The 19,033-nt window shown below is 57.8% G+C and carries 17 protein-coding genes; 6 read left to right on the top strand and 11 right to left on the bottom strand.

The features are described from left to right. Nucleotides 1-3 precede the first annotated feature (3 nt). The 3 genes from ACVWXZ_RS06300 to ACVWXZ_RS06310 form a co-directional block, all read right to left on the bottom strand. The gene (locus tag ACVWXZ_RS06300; protein ID WP_011433531.1) at nt 4-369 is read right to left on the bottom strand and encodes a response regulator transcription factor; all 366 of its coding nucleotides are present in this window, start codon (nt 367-369) and stop codon (nt 4-6) included. Next, nucleotides 366-743, bottom strand: coding sequence for a response regulator (locus ACVWXZ_RS06305; protein WP_414328794.1), 378 nt, complete (start codon nt 741-743; stop codon nt 366-368). Before ACVWXZ_RS06305 ends, ACVWXZ_RS06300 begins: the two co-directional genes overlap by 4 nt. Before the next feature lie 188 nt (nt 744-931). After that, nucleotides 932-2,074, bottom strand: a complete 1,143-nt coding sequence (locus tag ACVWXZ_RS06310; protein WP_414350115.1) for a response regulator — start codon at nt 2,072-2,074, stop codon at nt 932-934. A 233-nt stretch (nt 2,075-2,307) separates the two neighbouring features. Here ACVWXZ_RS06310 and ACVWXZ_RS06315 point away from each other — a divergent pair, with 233 nt between their 5' ends. Further along, nucleotides 2,308-2,592, top strand: a complete 285-nt coding sequence (locus tag ACVWXZ_RS06315) for a YggT family protein (RefSeq protein ID WP_011433534.1) — start codon at nt 2,308-2,310, stop codon at nt 2,590-2,592. Between the two features lie 22 nt (nt 2,593-2,614). Here ACVWXZ_RS06315 and ACVWXZ_RS06320 read toward each other — a convergent pair whose 3' ends face one another. The 3 genes from ACVWXZ_RS06320 to ACVWXZ_RS06330 all read right to left on the bottom strand — a co-directional run bounded on the left by ACVWXZ_RS06320 (nt 2,615) and on the right by ACVWXZ_RS06330 (nt 6,283). Next, nucleotides 2,615-3,733, bottom strand: a complete 1,119-nt coding sequence (locus ACVWXZ_RS06320) for an electron transfer flavoprotein subunit alpha/FixB family protein (protein ID WP_457482302.1) — start codon at nt 3,731-3,733, stop codon at nt 2,615-2,617. 221 nt (nt 3,734-3,954) lie between these two features. Next, the gene (locus ACVWXZ_RS06325) at nt 3,955-4,779 is read right to left on the bottom strand and encodes an electron transfer flavoprotein subunit beta/FixA family protein (protein ID WP_011433536.1); all 825 of its coding nucleotides are present in this window, start codon (nt 4,777-4,779) and stop codon (nt 3,955-3,957) included. Between the two features lie 421 nt (nt 4,780-5,200). Continuing rightward, nucleotides 5,201-6,283 carry an ABC transporter substrate-binding protein gene (locus ACVWXZ_RS06330; protein ID WP_457403517.1) on the bottom strand — a complete coding sequence of 361 codons (1,083 nt, stop codon included), beginning with the start codon at nt 6,281-6,283 and terminating at the stop codon, nt 5,201-5,203. A gap of 320 nt (nt 6,284-6,603) precedes the next feature. On the opposite strand from ACVWXZ_RS06330, the gene argS reads away from it, so the two are divergent. Then, nucleotides 6,604-8,400 (top strand): arginine--tRNA ligase, encoded by a 1,797-nt coding sequence (gene argS, locus ACVWXZ_RS06335; protein WP_457403516.1) that lies wholly within the window; start codon nt 6,604-6,606, stop codon nt 8,398-8,400. 283 nt (nt 8,401-8,683) lie between these two features. Here the strand turns inward: argS and ACVWXZ_RS06340 are convergent, their stop codons facing one another. Together ACVWXZ_RS06340 and ACVWXZ_RS06345 are read right to left on the bottom strand one after the other, a co-directional pair. Then, nucleotides 8,684-9,049, bottom strand: coding sequence for a hypothetical protein (locus tag ACVWXZ_RS06340; RefSeq protein ID WP_011433539.1), 366 nt, complete (start codon nt 9,047-9,049; stop codon nt 8,684-8,686). A gap of 37 nt (nt 9,050-9,086) precedes the next feature. Next, on the bottom strand, nt 9,087-10,802 hold the full coding sequence (locus ACVWXZ_RS06345) for a hypothetical protein (RefSeq protein ID WP_457403515.1): 1,716 nt from the start codon (nt 10,800-10,802) through the stop codon (nt 9,087-9,089). A 404-nt stretch (nt 10,803-11,206) separates the two neighbouring features. Here ACVWXZ_RS06345 and ACVWXZ_RS06350 point away from each other — a divergent pair, with 404 nt between their 5' ends. Continuing rightward, nucleotides 11,207-12,235 (top strand): LysR substrate-binding domain-containing protein, encoded by a 1,029-nt coding sequence (locus ACVWXZ_RS06350; RefSeq protein ID WP_457403513.1) that lies wholly within the window; start codon nt 11,207-11,209, stop codon nt 12,233-12,235. On the opposite strand, the gene ACVWXZ_RS06355 is transcribed toward ACVWXZ_RS06350, so the two are convergent. Continuing rightward, nucleotides 12,117-14,531, bottom strand: coding sequence for a hypothetical protein (locus ACVWXZ_RS06355; RefSeq protein WP_457403512.1), 2,415 nt, complete (start codon nt 14,529-14,531; stop codon nt 12,117-12,119). The genes ACVWXZ_RS06350 and ACVWXZ_RS06355 overlap by 119 nt on opposite strands. A gap of 129 nt (nt 14,532-14,660) precedes the next feature. On the opposite strand from ACVWXZ_RS06355, the gene ACVWXZ_RS06360 reads away from it, so the two are divergent. From ACVWXZ_RS06360 to ACVWXZ_RS06370, 3 genes are all read left to right on the top strand, one after another. Beyond that, complete coding sequence (locus tag ACVWXZ_RS06360; protein WP_457403511.1) at nt 14,661-16,238, top strand: cryptochrome/photolyase family protein; 1,578 nt, start codon at nt 14,661-14,663, stop codon at nt 16,236-16,238. 75 nt (nt 16,239-16,313) lie between these two features. After that, the gene (gene nrdR / locus ACVWXZ_RS06365; protein WP_414374563.1) at nt 16,314-16,856 is read left to right on the top strand and encodes a transcriptional regulator NrdR; all 543 of its coding nucleotides are present in this window, start codon (nt 16,314-16,316) and stop codon (nt 16,854-16,856) included. A 263-nt stretch (nt 16,857-17,119) separates the two neighbouring features. Beyond that, complete coding sequence (locus ACVWXZ_RS06370; protein ID WP_457403510.1) at nt 17,120-17,938, top strand: hypothetical protein; 819 nt, start codon at nt 17,120-17,122, stop codon at nt 17,936-17,938. Between the two features lie 211 nt (nt 17,939-18,149). On the opposite strand, the gene ACVWXZ_RS06375 is transcribed toward ACVWXZ_RS06370, so the two are convergent. Continuing rightward, nucleotides 18,150-18,371: an amidohydrolase family protein gene (locus tag ACVWXZ_RS06375; protein WP_041436618.1), complete on the bottom strand. Its 222-nt coding sequence runs from the start codon at nt 18,369-18,371 to the stop codon at nt 18,150-18,152. An 18-nt stretch (nt 18,372-18,389) separates the two neighbouring features. Continuing rightward, nucleotides 18,390-18,683 carry a hypothetical protein gene (locus ACVWXZ_RS06380; protein WP_457482303.1) on the bottom strand — a complete coding sequence of 98 codons (294 nt, stop codon included), beginning with the start codon at nt 18,681-18,683 and terminating at the stop codon, nt 18,390-18,392. Between the last annotated feature and the right edge of the window lie 350 nt (nt 18,684-19,033).

Raw genomic sequence — 19,033 nt, forward strand, 5'->3', positions numbered from 1 at the left:
CTCTCAGCCTCTCAGTAATTGCTTGATCGTACCCACCAGTTCCTGGGGCTGGAAAGGCTTGGCAATGTAGGCATCCGCTCCCTGGCGGATCCCCCAGTAGCGGTCAAATTCTTCGCCCTTGGAAGAACACATGACGATGGGCGTTTTTTGGGTGAGAGGGTCGGCCTTGAGAAGACGGCACACCTCATAGCCGTTCATGCGCGGCATGACGATGTCCAGCACGATCAGGTCGGGTTTGTTTTGCTTCACCGCCTCTACGGCCTCCACCCCGTCTTCCACAGTCATCACCTCGAAGCCGTTTTCCTGCAGCAGCTTGCTGATCATCTCCCGCTGGGATTGGCTATCTTCCACCACCAAAACGCGACTCATTTCCGATTCATCTCCCGCAATTGATGTTTGATGGTCGCCAGGAGCTCTTGGGGCTTAAAGGGCTTGGTTACATAGGCATCCGCCTGGTTGCGCCTGGCCCACTCGATATCAAAGGTCTGGTCTTTGGTGGAACACATGACGATGCGAATGTGTTTGGTACTTTCATCCCCCTTCACTTCCCGGCATACCTCGTAGCCGTTCATGCGCGGCATGACAATATCCAGCACCACCACATCAGGCTTCTGCTGGCGAATGCACTCCATTGCCTCTACGCCGTCTGTTGCTGTGGAGACTTCCAAACCGTTCTCGGAAAGCAAGCTGGAAATGGTCTCCAGGTAGGTACGGTTGTCATCCACCACCAGCACTTTGCTCATCGCCGTCTTGCTCCTTTTGCACTCCCGCGCAACCGTCGGGCTGCTTTGACTGAGGTTTGCTCTTGTAACCTCACCTGGCTCCATGGCTCCAAGTCGGCCATGCTACCCCTATTGTTTCGGTGAGGCCACTCTTCTGTCCAGTACTTCGCCTATAGTCTTCTGTGCCAACATTTTGGCTACCCCAACGCCTATTCGCCACCGCCCCGTTTGGGGGGAGGGCCCACGTAGGATTCGACAATGGTCAACAACTCCTTTTCCGCAAAGGGTTTGCTCAAAAATTCGTTCGCTCCGGCCATGCGGGCCTTAATCCGGTCGGTAAAACCATCCTTGCCGGTCAGCATAATCATGGGGGTTTCGCGGAACTGGCTGGATTTGCGCAACATGGCGCACAGCTCATACCCATCCAACTTGGGCATGGCCACATCGCAGAGAATCATGTCGGGGTTGAGAAGAAACACCTGTCCCAGCGCTTTGAGAGGATTGCCGATGGTGGTAACCTGGTAGCCCTCGTTTTGCAGGATGAACTCTACGGTTTTTTGGATGGCCATGGAGTCGTCGATGCAAAGGATGTGGCTGGGCTTATCGCTGGGTTTGAGGGGACGGCTGGGCTTGGGCTCCGCGATCAAGACGGGCTCGGACAGTTGAATGGCCCCTTGGCGGACGTAGGGATAGATGGCCTTGGCCACCGCCAGGGTGTCTCGACCCAGGTAGCGACCCATCTGGCGAATGCTGGTTTTGCCGTCTGACCACTCGCTCAGGGCTTTGAAGACGGGGGCGGGCAGGTTTTGCTGGAGCGGCAGGGGGTTGACGATGGTGGGAGCTTGGTTGGGAGCTTGGATGTAGGGGTGCAGCTTTTTCCACTCCTGCACTTGGGCTACGATCTCGGTGAGCAGGGGGGTAACGGGGAAGGTGGTCAACTGGGGGGCCAGGGGGGATCCGGCCTCAAAAATGAAGGAACCCTGGTGGAGGCTAAGCAGGTCGAAGAGGACTTCCCGCACCATGCCCAGCAGGATTTGCTTGCCTTGGTTGGGGTTGAGCTTGTGGCTTTCCAGCAAAGACCAGAGGCGGTTGTATTCGGGGGCGTTGACCGCGGCTTTGTGGGGAATTTGAATTTCCTCCAGGGCGGCTTCCAGCTTGAAGCGGTGCAGATAGTCTCTGAGGCGGGCAATGTTCCCTTCCGTTTCAGAGGCGTAGATAATCCGCCCATTCAGGAAGAAGACAAACCAGTAGACAGAGGGGCTGGCCTCTACAAAAAGCTCACCGGTGCGCTGGCCCAGCTCGATGAGCTGAAGGATGCTGCGGATATCGATCTCTTGTAGTTTTCCTTGCATGGGATCCCTGCCTGCAGTCCAGCAAGATACGTCCATTATGACGCTAGTCTTTAACTGTTGCTGCCCCGCCGGTAAGGCCATTTTCGGGAAGAGGGTTAAAGTTTAAAAAAGTTGGGGTTTGACTTGGGCCGAGCGCCTGCATTCCCCGAGGTATCTCTGGACTCCAGCAGACCCTCCCAATTAGAGCAGAATGGAGAGAACTGCCACCAGTAAACCTGTTCTTTGAGTAACCTATGCTGCCAATTCTCACCTCTTGGGTGCTTGGCCCACTGTTGGCGCTCTACACCCTCCTGTTTGTGCTGCGCATCTTTCTGTCGTGGTATCCGCAACTGGATACTTCTCGGTTGCCCTACTCGCTGGTGGTCGGCCTGACGGAGTTTCTGTTGCGCCCGACCCGCCGCCTGATCCCGCCGCTGGGAGGTGTGGACATGGCCCCTGTGGTTTGGGTGGGCCTGGTTACCCTGTTGCGGGAGGTGTTGCTGGGGCAGCAGGGGCTGCTGACAATGGCCCTGCACTGAGAGCGTTTTTGCCAACCATCTCTCATCGACTCTGCAAAATTGGGATCCGCTCGCCGAGGCTCTGGAAAGGCTGGCCCTCGGCGCCTTCTCGGAGCTCCTCCTGTCTCTGTCGCAGTTGCCGGATCAGCTCCGGCACCACCTGGTAGAGATCCCCGACAATGCCGTAGTGGGCAAATTTGAAGATAGGAGCGGCGCTGTCTTTGTTGATGGCAATGATCGTCTGGGATTTGTCCATGCCCACGCGATGTTGAATGGCCCCAGAAATGCCGCAGGCGATGTAGAGCTGGGGGCGGACGGTCTTGCCGGTTTGGCCCACCTGGTGGGCATAGGGGATCCACCCAGAATCCACGGCCTTGCGGGAGGAGCCGACAGCGCTGTTGGGAAAACAAGCGGCCAACTCCTTCAACAGCTCAAATCCCTCTGGGGATCCCAGCCCGTAGCCGCCGGAAACGATCACCTTGGCGCGGGTGAGATCTACCGCCTGGGACAGGTTGCGCACCGTTTCCACAATCTGCAGGCGCAGATCGCCGGGATCCAAGTTGACCGGCACCGGGATCACTTCCCCCTGGCGGGATCTGTCCCAGGGCAGGGGCACCATCACCCCTGGTCGTACTGTGGCCATTTGCGGGTTTTTCCAGGGGCCAAGGATGCGAGCCTTGAGAGATTCGCCGAAGCTGGGCCGGATGGCATAAAGGCAGTCGGGGAAGAGGCCGGACTTGCTGGGATCTTTGCTGTTGGTGTACTCGAAGGGGCCAATGTCCAGCTCGGTGCAGTCAGCGGTCAGGCCGGTCTCCAGGTGGGCGGCCAAGCGGGGGGCCAGATCTCGCCCGGTGGTGGTGGATCCCAGCAGGATGGTGTGGGGTGGTTGGGGCCAGCTTTTGATCAAGTCCGTGATCACCCGGCGGTAGGGCAAGGTGCGGTATTCGGCCAACTCGGGGTGATCGGCGATGAAGACTTGATCTGCCCCGTGACCGATCAGGATCGAGGGCAAATGGGCAATGTTGTGTCCAAGCACAAGAGCGCTCAAGGTGGCTCCCAGCTTATCGGCCAGCCGCCGCCCGGCCCCCAACAACTCTAAGCCAATGGGCTGCAGTTCCCCGTTCACCTGCTCGGCGAAGACCACTATCCGCTTGCGATCCATAAAACTGTGACTCCTAGGTTGAGATCGGGATTGAATCGGGTCGAGGGCAATCTTGGGTGTTGCAATTGCGACGAGGTCAGCAGAGTCTTTCTGAGTTAACTTTTCACTGCCCAAAACCGGGAGCTTTCGCCAGCTAGCCACCCTGGGATCGATAGATGAGACGATGAGGATTGAAAGGTGATGGAGATAAGAATTGGCCAGAGGGATGCAAGGCAGAAGATCTAGGAAGTTGCCGCGTAGCGGGAGAGGTCAACGGCCTGGGTCAGTTGGTTGACCAGTTGGGGGACGGATTGTCCCTGAAAGACCTGACAGTTGCCGCCAATTTCCCCCACTTTTTCGGTGGCAGCCACGATGGTTGGGGATCCCTTGAGACCGCAGCGCTCCGGGTCTGCCCCCACATCGTCCAAGTTGAGGATCTGGATTGCCTCGGCCCGTGCCATTTCATCCCGCATTAGCCGCTGCACCCGCTGCACACCCCGTAGAGTGGGGTAGGCCAAACGCCGAGCGGAATTGGCCACCGTGATCAAAACCGGCAGGGGCACCATTACGATTTGGGATCCCCCTTCGATGGCCCGCCGCGCCACCAGGATCCCATCCCGAATCTCGAAGGCTTCGCAATAGGTGACCTGAGGGATCCCCAACCGCTCCGCCAACTGCGGCCCCACCTGGGCCGTATCGCCGTCGGTGGTCTGGAGCCCGCAGAAGATCACATCGGGCCGGCCAGCATAGCGAACCGTCTGGGCCAGAGTATAGGCAGTGGCTAGGGTATCGGAAGCGGCCAAGCGGCGGTCGGTCATCAAAATGCCCCGATCCACCCCGTGGGCAATGGCCTCGTAGAGCACCTCAATGGCCGGGGGTGGCCCCATTGTAATTGCCGTTACCCTTGCCCCGTGTTGCCGTTTGGTTTGCAGAGCTGCTTCCAGTGCATAGCGATCAAAAGGGTTTAACATCCGCTTGGCCTTGGCGCGATCGATCGTGCCGTCACTGTTGATGCCGGCCTTGGCGTTTTGATCGGGAACTTGCTTAATCAGAACAAAAGTTTCCAAGGGCCTAAACTCCCTAGTGATCCCCTCCAGGTTAAAAGGGATCCCTGGGCGCCACACACTTATTCAGCTTTTTTTCGGGATCGGAAAAGCCACCCCGGCATTAAACCCTCATAAGCTGCCTTTCCCAGCACATTGGTTTCCCAAGTTTAAGTAACCTTAAACAAAGTTTGAGATATTTCCTCACTGCTCTGGGTCGCTTGCGGTTCTCCCCTCAAGAGAAATTTGGGCTCCCTCCTGTGAACAGGACAAGCTTTGGGAATATCTCGCTTGGATGACAGAGCCAATCGCGACAGCGGGCCGTAGGCCTTTGAGCTACGTCTCTCACCGGTCATCGAGAAAAGTTGACCAGCTGGCAGGAAGGGCTAGCTGTCTGCAAAAGTCAACAGACAGAGGCCTCAAAGTTGGTACCGGATCATCCAGATCAGCCGATCATCCGCTCGGATTTTGGGGGAAGCAGGCTGTTGTCAAACACTTTCTTCAAAGGGGGCTTGCTAGACAAGCCAAAGCCATCCACCACCTGAGCAATTGAGGTTTCCATACGCGCGGGCACCACATCCCCCAAGCCAATTTCTCGCACCTCATCGGTAACAAACAGGCGCGGCATGGCCAGGGCGAGGCGCAATTTCTCAGTTGCCATATCCAGCACCTGCCCCTCGGCTTTGGCTTTGTCCAGAAGGGCCAACATGTTGCCATCGGTGTCGCGGATGGTGTCTTGCCAACCCTTAACATACGCCCGCAAAAAAGCTTTGAGCTGCTCCGGTTTTTCCTGCAGCAATTGCACACGAGTGATGAGCGCATTGCCGTACAGCTCAAGGCCATAGTCGTTGTAAAGGAAAGCCGTGATGTCCTCCAAGCTGACGCCGCCCCGCACCAGATTGGGCATGGCCGAGGTCATAAAGCCGCTGATGGCATCCACCCGACCTTGGATGAGGAAAGGTTCGCGCAACTGCGGCTCCATAGTTACCCACTCCACCGAGCCCGGATCGATGCCGACTTGCTTGGCAAAGACCGGCCAGAGCCGACGCGGCGCATCCCCTGCCGGTGCTCCTAGCTTCTTGCCCGCCAGTTGGGCCGGCTCCCCAATGCCCTTATCTTTCAAGGTGTAGATGCCAAAGGGAGAGCGATTGAAGTGGACATAAATCGCTACCAAGGGCACGTCCGGATTTTTGGCATTGAACTCGATCATGGAGTAGGGATCCCCTTCCCCCAGGTCGTACTGGCCAGCGGCAATCTTGGTGATGGAATCGGCGGAGCCATAGCCGCGCTCGTAGGTGACCTCCAGCCCCTCTTCGGCGAAGTAGCCCTTCAAGATCGCCGTTACAAGGGGGGTATCCATCGAAGAGGGCAACCAAGAGAGGGTAAACTTCAGGGGCGTCAGTCCCTGGGAAACCAGAAGCGGCCCGCGGCTCTGAGCCCTCGCCTTTAGCCCTCCAACGGCAACCCAAGAGGCAGCCGCAGCAGCAGATTGAAGGAATTGACGACGCGACGATTTCGGGATGGACATACTAGTAAACTCCACAGCAGCTGTCTCAGCAGAAATCCGCAAGCGGGAAGGCGAGCATTACCGCCAAACAACTTAGCAAAGCAGAGTTAAACTTTTGTATTCGGTGATACTTTGTACCCAAAAGCTTGGCCTAAAGCTCTGTCCCGTCAATTTGTCAGAGCCATCTTCGCAAAGCAGGCGAGCAAAAGCAAAGTTTGGCTGGAGGAGCATCTATTCTTTTGTCAGATTTTGTCAGAGCCGGTTGGCTGTCGATATGATGATGCTTTTACTGCCCCAGGCATCCCTGGAACCTCTCTCGACGTCTGCCGACACGAACAGCCATGGCCACTCAACCCGTATCCACCTCGCTGATTCGGTTTCTCACCGCCGCCGTAGCCGAGAGCATTCGACGGGCCTCAGAGGCGGGGCAACTGGGATCCCTGGCTCCCCCACAAGCCGCAGCCATTGCCCCCGTGATCCAGATCCCCAGCGACCCTCGCTACGGCGATTACGCCTGTCCCACCCCCCTGGGCATGGCCAAGCTCTGCCGCCTAGCACCGGCCCAGATCGCCCAAACCCTGCAAAAACACTTGGATCTGCCGGACATCGAAACTCAGGTGGCGGGAGGAGGGTATCTCAACTTCCGGCTGGGGGATCCCTTTTTGGCCAAGCGCTTGCAAGAGCTGCTGCATCTGGGAGAAAACTTCGGCAAAACAGCCATTCCCCATCCTGAGCGCATTCTGCTGGAGTTTGTCTCCGCCAACCCGACGGGGCCTTTGCACGTCGGCCATGGGCGCTGGGCTGCCGTTGGCTCTACGTTGGCCAACTTGCTGCACTGGACGGGCCACCAGGTGGAGCGGGAGTTTTACATCAACGATGCCGGCAACCAGATGCGGCTCTTGGGCCAGTCTCTGGAGGTGCGGGTGCGGCAACTGCAGGGGGAAGACATCGCTTTGCCGGAAGATGCCTATCACGGCACCTACTTGATCGAGATGGCCCAACGTCTCTTGGAGCAGGTGAAAGCCGGGATCCGCCCTCTGCCCACCACCCTAGAGGAGTACACCGATTTTGCCTATGGGGAAATGCTGGCCTGGCAAAAGCAGACCCTGCAACAACTACGCACCGAGTTTGATCACTGGTTTAGCGAGCGCCGCCTGCACACCCCCGATCCCCAGACAGGCCTGAGCGCCATCCAGCAAGCTTTGCAGGAGCTGCAAGAGCGCGGCTTTCTCTACAAAGCCAAAGCGCCGCGGGGTGAGGATCCCAAGCCAGGGGCCGAAGAGGCCGTCTATTTCAAAACCCAAGAATTTGGCGACGACAAGGATCGGGTGGTGCAAAAGGCCGATGGTTCGTTCACTTATCTAGCCGCCGATATTGCCTACCACCGGGATAAAGTGCAGCGGGGATATCACCGGCTGATCAACATTCTTGGCTCGGATCACCATGGCTATATCGGCCGCTTAAAGGCGGCGGTGGGTGCCTTCAGCCCAGATGTCAAGCTGGAAATCTTGATTGGACAATTTGTCAAATTGTTCAAAACCGACCCGCAAACCGGTGAGAAAACCGAAGTGCGCATGTCCAAGCGCACCGGCAACTTTGTCTCACTCAATGACCTGATCGAAGATCCAGAAATTGGCGTGGGGGTCGATGCAGCCCGCTGGTTTTTGCTTAGCAGCAGCATGGACAGCCCCATCAACTTCGATTTGGATTTGGCCGTCAAGCAAACTTTCGATAACCCGGTCGTGTATGTTCACTACAGCCATGCCCGCTGTTGCACTCTGCTGCGGCGGCTACAGGAAGAAGAAAAGGTTGAACTGACCAACAAAGTCCCTTTGACGGAGCAACAAAAACTGCCCTACAAAGAGCCAGAAGAGCGGGCCCTGCTGCTGCGCTTGTTGGCCTTGCCGGATGAGCTGATCGCCGCTGCCGAAGAGCGCGCTCCCCACAAGATCATCCGCTATGCAGAAGCCATCGCCGCCGATTTCAACAAGTTTTACGACAACTGCCGTATTTTGCCGCTCTTGAAAGAGGATCCCCTTTTGGCCCAAGCCCGCATCCAATTGGTGCAGGCCACGCAGCAGGTTTTGTTTAACGTCCTCACCGGCATTCTCGGCCTGAGCGCGCCGGAGTCTATGTGATTTACGAAGGAGTGCCGTAAGGCCCCCAGCTCACGCTCTGGGCGGAAGCCAGCTATAGCGGTCGCGAGTAGGTCAATTGCAATAAACCGTTCCACAACGCATAGTCATTTATCTCACCGTCAAGGTGAAACAAACGACCGGTTGCTTCCTGCTAAGGCCTCTGGCCCGCTAGCGCGATCAGTTGAAATAGATGGTAATAAAAACCACGACTGCTATCAGCCCCTTTGATTCCGGTAACGCCGATCCCCGTCTCGATGAGGGAGAGGAGATAGGGCTCAAGCGCCTAAGTTTCGACTCTGTGGGCGCGCAAGAGCAAGTTGGTTCCCAAGTCCTCTTGGGCTGCCCAAAAGGCGCAAATCCACCACGAAACCTCGTCTTGGCGATAAATGCCACAGGTGAAAGGATAAGGTTGCAAAATATTCGCCATCTGCGCTAAGGCCGGAACTTCCGCCATGTAGTCGGCCCACACTTGGGGATCCAAGGCTTCGTAGGTGAAATCGGAAGGAAAGAATGTGCAACTGGATTCCAGGCTGGGCCGGTTGGTCAGCAACAATTGAGCAGGATCTGAGGATTCACAGCCCAAGCGATCCCCGATCTGAAAGGTCAGTTGAAACAGGCGGTTAATCAGATCAAATTGCTCAGGGCTCATAAGTTCAGAATTCCTAACTTTCAGATTGGGATGGGCGTTAGAGTTGACAGGTGCGACGGCTGCGCTCCAGCTCCGGCTCGATCCAGGAGAGGGCGAAGTGACTCACACAGGGCAACTGCGGGAAGCGGCGGGCCAGCTCTGCTGTTTGGGTTTCCAGGCTGGGGCGTTGCCGCTGGGCTTGTCCCCATAGACCGGCAATGGCCGGGCAGACAAAGGTTTGGGGAGAGGCCACAGCCAGGACCTGCTCCACCTGCTGCGCCACACAGGAGCTATCCTCGCACTTGGCATAGGCCATTGGGTGCCATTCCATACCCGGATCAAAGCGGTCCCAGGGTTGCAGACGAGCGTCAAACCCTTCTCCTACTGCTTGGTTGCCTTCTGGGAAGAAGACAGCCCCCACCGGGATCCCCAGCCTCTGGGCGGGTTGGGCGGCCTGCTGTAGATAATCGAGAACGCCGTAGCGGGCAAACTCGACGCTCAGCTGCCAAAGCTGCTGCTGCCAACGTTCTTGGCGAACGGCGGCGCTGGGGGTGGGGGAAGGGGCAGGAGTTGGTGCTGCTGCCTCAGAACTGGAATCCGCCGGTTTCTCCAGACTCTCTGGTAAATCTTTTGCAGAGGAAAGCTGATCCCCCTGCCAATTCCTGCTGGCCATGTCTTGGGCAGCCCAGTCCAGTAACTCTGGGGAAAGCGCCCATTTCTCGGTCGGGCTGGGCCAGGGATCCCCTGGCTGCCGCCACCTGGGCTCTTCGGCATAGGTGGCATCCAGATGGAGAACATCTGCCACTGCAATGTAGCCCTGGCTTAGGTAGCGCTCCAGCAATGCCCGACCCGCCGGGTTTTCTGCCAAATCGAGGTAGGCTTTCCGAGCGGCCTCTCCATGAATCCACAAGTCTCGGACGGTGGCTGCCACGCTGGATCCCCCTGAGCCACGCGGATAGCGAATGTAGTCGAAAAGGATCCCATCTGGCTGTCGCTGTAGAATGCGGCGGACCAACTCGGCAAAATCCCGCCGTGCCAGGGGATGAAAGGGATCCACAAATACCTCGCCAGGACTGCCCAGGTCTTCCGAAAGGGCTGTAGCGGGATCCAAGACGGTGGTGATGCCGCGACCGTTGCGGGCCAGGGCCACCTGTCGATCGGGCCGTTGTCCGTAGCTGTAACCGAAATTGAGGGAAAACACCCAAGCATAAGCAGACAAACCGCGGCGTCGCGCCGCCTTCAGAGCCAGATCCAACAAGTCGGCGTTGGGCTGTAAGCTGGGCCAGATCCCCCCTGCGCCATCCGGCAAAATAGAGCGGCCATCGTAAAAGGTCTCGATAAAGACGCGGTTGTAGCCCAGGTTTACCACTTGGTCGAACACCTGATCCAACACGCCCGGATTGGCATCACAGGGATGCAGACGTACCCAGATGGCCTGGATCTGGGGCCAGCGTTGGCTGCGGCAGGCAATCAAGGCGGCACGATGCTCGTCCAAAATCTGCGCGTATTCGGCCCAGGCGACATCTGACCGGTTGGCCTGTTGGCGCAGTTGAGACTTGCGGGCCACTTCCGCAGGCGGTTGCTGACAGAAGGCATTGAGCAGGGATCCCGCCGGTTCCTGGCTGCCCTGAAGCCGAGAACCAGAGCCCGGGAAAAGAAAACGGCCCGGCCCCAGAAATTGGGCATGGGCTGCGATCCCCCATCCCAGCAATATCAGTGCGCCCAGCACACCCGCAAGCCAGCGGATCCCTTGGTTTTTCGGCAGTCTCAGCACCCTCAACCTCCACCGAGAATGGCCCCGATCGTACTCTTCTCCTGCCCAGAGAGCGGCTATTGGAAAAAAACAGCCGCCTGTGCCCAGACCGGCGCAATCCCTTGGCCAATCCCTATAGTTATTTCAATCTAGATTGAGACACCTTCTCAGCGCTCTGCGCCGCTTCTACAGCCACCTCTAATCCCTCTCCATCGGGGAGAGGGGAGTTGGGGAGTAGTGCAACAGAAATGTTTCATTCCTGTTTAGAATGACTAGACCTCCGATCCCAGTGGCAGGGGTTTGCTCTTCGGTTTTGCCCCTTTCGCCACTGTGACCGTTAGCCAGGTTCTCCTAGGGATCTCGCCAAAAGGCATAGATTAGCGCTTATGATTTAGTAGTAAACCTTTAGCTTTTCTTGATTGTCCATGAAGGCCATTACCCTGCATCAACTGCAAATCTTCGAGGTTGCCGCCCGCCACCTGAGCTTTACCCGCGCTGCCGAAGAGCTCTACCTGACCCAACCCACGATTTCCATGCAGATCAAGCAATTGAGCAAAGCTGTAGGGTTGCCGCTGTTTGAACAGGTGGGCAAGCGGCTGTATCTCACCGAAGCGGGGCGAGCTTTACACCAAACCTGCGAGAAGATTTTTGAACAATTGAATCAATTCGAGATGACCCTTGCCGACCTGAAGGGGTTAAAGCAGGGACGGCTGAGCATTGGAGTGGTCACCACTGCCAAATACTTTATTCCCCGTCTTCTGGGGCCATTTTGTCAGCAGTATCCCGGCATCGACGTAGCTCTCAAGGTGATCAACCGCCAGCAGGTTTTGGAGCGGATGAGCAACAACATGGACGATCTCTACGTGATGGGGATGCCGCCAGAAGATCTGGACGTGGTGGCGCAACCTTTTCTGGAAAATCCCTTGGTGGTGATGGCCCCCATTCATCATCCGCTGGTGGGCCAAAAGGGGATCCCTCTGGCGCGGATTGCCCAAGAACCTTTTTTAGCCCGTGAACCCGGCTCCGGCACCCGCATGGCTGTAGAGCGGCTTTTTGAGAAGCATAACCTAAAGCTCAACATTCGCATGGAGATAGGCAGCAGCGAAGCTATCCGCCAAGGCATTGTGGGTGGATTGGGCATTTCGGTTTTGTCTCAGCATGTGTTGGCCTTGGGGGGGTGGCAGCATCATCTGGCTATTTTGGATGTGGAAGAGTTTCCCATTCGGGGGTTCTGGCATTTGGTCTATTTGCGCTCTAAACGTCTTTCGGTGGTGGCCAAAGCTTTTGCCGACTTTCTTCTTTCCCAGGTTTCTCAAATGGAGCTGGACTTTGTGGCTAAAGAGCAGCACAAATCCAATTCAAATCCCAATCCTGAACTGTTTTCTGGCAAAGAGGCTGAAGCACAGCCGAGAGCTCTTGTCGCAACCCCCGGATCCCCTCAAAGTCGTGAGTGAACAATACTCGCAAAAACCCCAGGTAAGCCCGCGCCCACTCGTCTTCCGGATCCAGCTCGACGATCTGTTGAAAATGCAACTGAGCTGCTTCTGGTTGTAACAGCGCCGCCAACATCAAGCCCAGTTGGTAGTGGCTTTGGATTTGCTGGCTCGGTTGGCCTTGGGCAGCAGCCTGTTGCCATTCCCTCTCCAGCAATTGCCGAGCCAAGACGCGATCTGGATCTGTTAAAAAAGTCGGGTATTGCAGGGTTGTCCAGGCATTGAGATAAAGGGAGAGGGCCTGCAGATCCCCAGCGGCAGCAGCTCTGGCCGCCTCGCGGAGAGGAAACAAGGGATCCGTTACAAGGGGGGATCCCTCCTTCGGGAAGCTCGACAGGGATCCTCTCCAGGATTGGTGTAGGGAATGGCGGATCCCTTTGGGCGACTGCCATTCCAGGTGGAGAAGGCCACCTCTTGGGAAGTCGGTTGTGGGCAGCGTCAAGATCTCTTCCACCAGCCAGCCGCCTGTTGAGTTGAGCTGCAGGCGATTCTGCCCCAGCACCCAGGCCCGCTTCTCCAAAACCCGTCCTTGCCCATCTTCCAGCCGCGCCCAAACCAGCGTCTGGGCCAAGTTCTGAGCTGGGCCTTGCCAGCGCAACTTCCAGGCCGGGATCCCCAGCTCCAACAGCGTCTCAACCTCCACCAGCTCCACCTCCCCAGCTTCCAGAGGCCACTTCTGCACCGTCACTCTTGGCATGCGAGGGAAGTAGGTGTGCAGCCGACCCACCGTAGGCAACTCCACCGCCGGATCTTGTCGCCAGTCTGGGCTGCTGCGCAGGTGCTGCCGGATCTGCTCCTTAGTCGGGCCATAAGGGCCAATAATTCCCTGTTCCCCTTCGGCATCCACAAACCCATCCAGCAAGGATAGCTCCAGCTCCGGCCAGGGGGTTTGCCCAGCAGCGCGGAATGTAACCGGCCAGCGCTGAAGAGCCGCCAAGTAGGTGAGGGTTTCGGAAGAGATCAGCTCTGTGTTGGGGAGAACCCCCAGCGTGGTGGTCAAACCTGGCTGGATCAAGGATTGGATCCACTGGGTCAGCTCCTGCGTGGGGTGCTTCCCCTGCCAGCGCATCTGGATCCCCGTCCACAGAGGGGCCACCCCTGGGGTGAGGGGCCGACCCAAATTGGCCAAGGCCAAGCAGCCCAGAACTAGCCCTGCACAGACTCCCCTTTGCAAAGCCCACGCACCCCAGCGTTCCTCCAACCACCGGCAAGCCTTTTGGATCCCGCCTGCTGATAACACGGCCAAGAGGGGCAGCAAAGGTAGGGTGAAGCGCACATCTTTGATGTCCACCAGGGTGTAGAGAAGGTAGCCCGAACCGTAGGTGGCCCACAAGACTGCCTCTCGCCTGTCCAGGGATCCCCACAACGTCAGCAGCGGCAACCCACACAAAAAAGGGCTCATCTGCAGGGGCAAAAGGCGCAAGTAGGCAGTCCACCAGCACAGGGATCCCGCTGGGCAAGTGATGTAGTAGTGGGCAGTCTCGGCGTAAGCCCAGCCATTGCTGAGCACAAACAGCCAATTGGCCCCATACCAGGGCCAGCACAAAAGCAGCATCACACCCATCCCCAAGGCCAAGTGGGCCAGCCGCGCCGGCCAAGGGATCCCTTTCCACCACCCCACCGCTTTCCCAGAGCGCCAGAGGGCCTGACCTGCAACTCCCACCAAAGGCAGCAGCAAAAACAGCACCCCTGTCCACTTGGTGAGCAGCACCGCCGCCACCCCCGCCCCCACCCCCACCGCCCCCCACCAGGAAGGCTTCTCCCCATAGGCCCACAGCGCCCAAAACGCCAGCGTCACCGCCACCACCAGCGGCAACTCCAACATGTACACGTGGGCCAAAGCCGTGATCCCCGGATAGAGGAGCACCAACGCCGCCGCCAGCCAGCCCACTTCCCAGGAGCGATAGACCCGCTGTCCCAGCCGCTGCGTTGCCAGAACCAGCACCCCCAGCAACCCCAAGTTGAGCAACTGCCCGTCCGCCCGGCTGAACGGATGTAGAACTGCCAAGGGGATCCCCAGCCAATAGGCCAAAGGGGGGTAGCGCTGGTTCAAATGCAAAAACTGCTGCCCCCACAGCCCATCCCAGCGAAACCGCTGCAGGTGAAGCCCAAACGCCTGCGCCTGCAACAAATGCTGCGCCTCATCCCAGGCTGGCGGCAAGGGATCCGTCCAATTCCAGATCACCAGCAGCAGCAGGGCCACCATCCCCAGCCCGGCCCACCACCGCAGGCAAGGGATCCCTGTCTGCCGCATCATCCTCTCTCCTCAGCTGTCCCGCCGAGATTCAGCAAACATTTGGGTGCCACCTGGCCTTGCCCCCCAGAGCTAAACTCAACCTGTGTCATTCTCAGCGCTCCTCCCATAGACCGAGAGCTTCAGCATCCCATGATCGCTCCATCTGCCGGCCCAGAAGGGGTTTGGATCCTTGCGGATCAACTCCACCCACAGCAATCCGCCCTCGCTTCCCTCTCGACCCTATCCCCAGACCGAGTTCCCGTCATTCTCATCGAATCTCACCGGTGGGCCAGCTCCCGCAACCACCATCAGCAGAAATTGGTGCTGGTCTGGTCGGCCATGCGTCACTTTGCCCAAGAACTGCAACAGCGGGGCTACCCGGTCACCTACGTGGAAGCCGACAGCTATGCCGAGCCCCTGCAAACCTGGGCCAAGCAACATCAACTGCAGCAGATCCGCCTCATGCAGCCAGCTGATATTCCCATCCGGGAGGAGGTGGAAAATCTGAGATCCACCCTCCCCTGCCCCCTCTTGGTTGTGGAAAACAACCACTTCCTCTGGAGTACTCGTCAATTTATCGACTGGGCCTCAGGTCGCAAGCGCCTGCTCCTGGAAGACTTTTACCGCGAAGGGCGCAAACGCTTTCGCATTCTCATGGACGGCCCCAAGCCCCTGGGGGGGCGCTGGAACTACGACCGGGAGAACCGCCATCCTCCCAAACCGGGAATGCGCTATCCTCGGCCCCTCACCTTTTCCCCCGATGCCATTACCCAGGCTGTCATCGCAAAAGTTAGGCAACACTACGGCCATCACTTCGGATCCTTAGAAGGATTTGGCTGGGCCGTCACCCGCGCCCAAGCCCTGCAAGTGCTTGATCATTTCATTCACGAGCGCCTGCCCCACTTCGGCCCCTGGCAAGACGCCATGCAAGCCGGGGAAGACTTCCTTTTCCACTCGCTGCTTTCTCCCTACCTCAACTTGGGCCTGCTCACCCCCCACGAAGTCATCGCTGCCGTCGAACAAGCCTACCATCGCGGCGGGATCCCCCTGTCCTCCGCCGAAGGCTTCATCCGACAAATCCTGGGCTGGCGAGAGTACATGCGCGGCTTCTACGAATACCAAATGCCCAACGGCTATGCCCAGAAGAACTTTTTTGACCACCGCCGACCCCTGCCCCACTTCTTCTGGACCGGCGACACCGACATGGCCTGTCTGCAGCACACCCTGGATCAGATTCGCCGTCATGGTTATGCCCACCACATCCAGCGGCTAATGGTGCTCAGCAATTTCGCCCTCATCAGTGGCATTCAGCCCCAGGCAGTAGAAGCGTGGTTTCAGGATGTGTTTATCGACAGCTACGACTGGGTGATGCAGCCCAACGTCATCGGCATGGGCCTTTTTGCCGATGGGGGCATGCTCTCCACCAAACCCTATGCCGCCTCCGCTCAGTACATCCGCAAAATGAGTGACTACTGCCGCCATTGCCGCTACAATCCCAGCGAAAAGGTTGGCAAACAAGCCTGCCCCATCAATACGTTGTATTGGGACTTCCTGTTGCGTCAGCGATCCCTCTTAGCCCCCTTGGGCAGAATGAAATGGGTATTGATCCATTTGGATCGCATGGAACCGGAGCTGAAGGCCCAGATCCAGGCGCAAGCCGCTGCTTGGTGGGATCCCTTGCAATCTGCACTCGACGAACAGAGTCCATCTCATTTGCAATCTGTCTAAGCACCAGAAGATTAAGCATCCGGTAAAATTGAGGCACCCTCCTACCCACCTGTCGCTTTGTAAGGACTGCAAGCCATGAAATGTCCCCGCTGCAGCAAACAAGAAATCCGAGTTTTGGAATCTCGTTCGGCAGAAGGTGGCCAGAGTGTGCGGCGGCGGCGAGAATGCATGTCCTGTGGCTACCGCTTCACCACCTATGAGCGCATCGAGTTCATGCCCATCATGGTCATTAAACGGGATGGATCCCGCGAAAGTTTCAACCGCAACAAGATCCTGCAAGGGGTGATGCGTGCCTGCCAAAAAACCCCCGTCACCGTCAGACAGATGGAAGAGCTGGTCAATGAGATCGAAGAAAAACTGCAATTGGAAGATGCCCAAGAGGTAACCAGCCTGCGCATCGGCGAGATGGTGCTGGAGCGCCTGCAACACCTAAGTGAGGTGGCCTACGTGCGCTTTGCCTCCGTTTATCGCCAGTTTCAGGGTATAAAAGACTTTGTCAATGAGCTGGAACAGTTGGAACCACCTCTGCGACGGGATCTGGAGCGGCTGCTGCGGGACTCCTCTGCCTCAGATTCCGAATCTTCAGGCTCCCCGGACTTGGTGGGGGAGTATTCGTGACGTGGGAACGACAGCGCAAGCCGGCCCTCCCTGGAAGCAGCGGGGAAATGACGCTTGTGGGCGGGAAAAATTGCTGTGAAGAGATCGCCCATTCCAAAGGCTTAGCGGTATGCTTGGGGTAGCAATCGCGGCTTACACTAAAGCTAGAGCTGCACGCCTTTAGATTGCCGGTGTTCAGCACTATCCTTGGAGATCCCTGATATCTTGGATCCCTCTGTGTCAAGCTGTTCCAGCCCCCCGTCCTTCCGAGTCGATCCCAATTTATGCAATACGATTTTCGGGGTTCTAACCCCTCTGGCGCTCGCAACAGCAACGGTAACCCCGGTGGTTTGCCCCGCAGTGGCTTTCGCTCCCCTGCCGCAATGGAGACCGGGCCAGGGGTGGTGCCAATTCAGGTGTATCAACAAGTGGCCGAAGAGTTGGAGTCTGCCCGTCAGCAGGTAAGCCTGCTCTCCTCCGAAAACCAGCGCCTGCGTGCTCTGCATCAGCAGTTGTCCGGAGAGATCGCTGCCATCACCCAAGAGTTCCAGGGGCAATTGGGCCACACCCTGAAGCGCCTGCAGCAAATCAGCCTACGGCTTGCTGACGCAAATGGCCAGGCTGCCCAAGTTGCTGCAGCTTCTGAAGCCTCTTTCCAACAGAACAGCCCGACTGCCAATCCCGGCCAACCGGAAGCCCCTCCCAGCTACGATTTTTTGAATCGCCTCAAGCGCCGACAGGCCCGCAACGAGACCCCCTCCTTCTCATCCAACGGCTTTGTCCCGTCCTCCTTTGATTCCCTTCGCCACCCTTCCACCCACACCTCTGCCGAGCCCTACCCCCGCACTGGCTACCAGGTTCCTTCCCTGGACGAGTTGATGCAGGATATGAGCGGCCCGGATCCCTATCTCGGTGAAGCAGACTCCTCGGCCTATTCCGCCGGCATTTATCAGCGGGTACGGGAGCAACATCACGGATCCCAGGGCTCTGCCGTACTTTGGATGGCCGCTGCAGTCGTCTTAGTCATTGGATCGTTTGGGTTGGGATTTGTAGCCGTACAGCCGTTTTTGCGCAACAACCCACCGCCCGTGCAAGCACCCTGAGAGCTATTCACAGGATGCTCCAAAAGCCCGCTGGCGGGGTTAGGATGCCCCCAATGCGCTCCGCACCACTGACGAATGACCAGGGGTTATATCTGTGATCCAGGCTGTCGCTGCTCCTCTGACGCCTAACACATTCTTCGAGCATATGCCCGGACGAGGGCCGCTTTGAGCTGTGCAATAGAGTCACGGTCAAAATGCAGCCCACAGGTTCTCACAAGCAGGTGGCGAGCTTTTTGGCATAGCGGTTAGCGGTGCCCACGCGCAAATCCAGCAAGATCAAATCCGCTTTTTTGCCCACCTCCAAGCTGCCGATTTCCCCTTCCAGACCCAGACAGGCGGCACTGCCTTGTGTAGCCATCCACAAAGCCTGTTGCGCCGGCAGAGCAGCTCCATCCCCCGATCCCAACCGCTGCAGAAACACCGCCAACCGCATCTCCTCGATTCGATTTCTTCAGCCCCCACATGCACACAGTGGGCGGCCAAGGTCTGATCCCCGGCGAGTTTCCGCCAAGTGGGTGTGCAGCCCCACTCCATACCTTTGGGCTAGAGCGGATCCCTGGACAAAACTCTCAGGATGGCCAGAATAAGGAGCATGGAACCTGACCCAGATGTAAATTTGCCCCTCCCCGCGTCCATGCCAAACCTGGATCAAAGCCTCCGTGTCCGCCAGGGATTCTCCCACTCCCCTCGGTTCGTCGATCACCTGTGGGCTGAGGATCCCTCGTAACCCCGACTGCAAGCTCACTGCTGCTGCTAGATGTCGATAGATGCCAAGAGTAACTACGAATAGGGATCGTGAAGTTGGATTACATCCCCCCCTCTCCCATGCCGTACACGAAGACCGCTCTTGCAGAACGAGCCAACTGGTGTAGAGCAGGTAACATGGCAAGCTAATGGTCGACAAAACTGTTACCTCACTAGCTTGCCTTCACCCAATGGTGTCAGCTTTCAGGTAGAGAGGCTTGACGGAAGCCAACCCCCCTATTGATTGGGTTCCTCTTGATTGGGTTAGGGTGGTGGGCCTGGCACCGAGCTAGGTTGCCAGCAGGTCGCCCTGCCAGTAGGTTCGCCGCTGATGCGTTTCACGTCCGAGTT

It is taken from the genome of Thermostichus sp. MS-CIW-38, assembly GCF_054058415.1.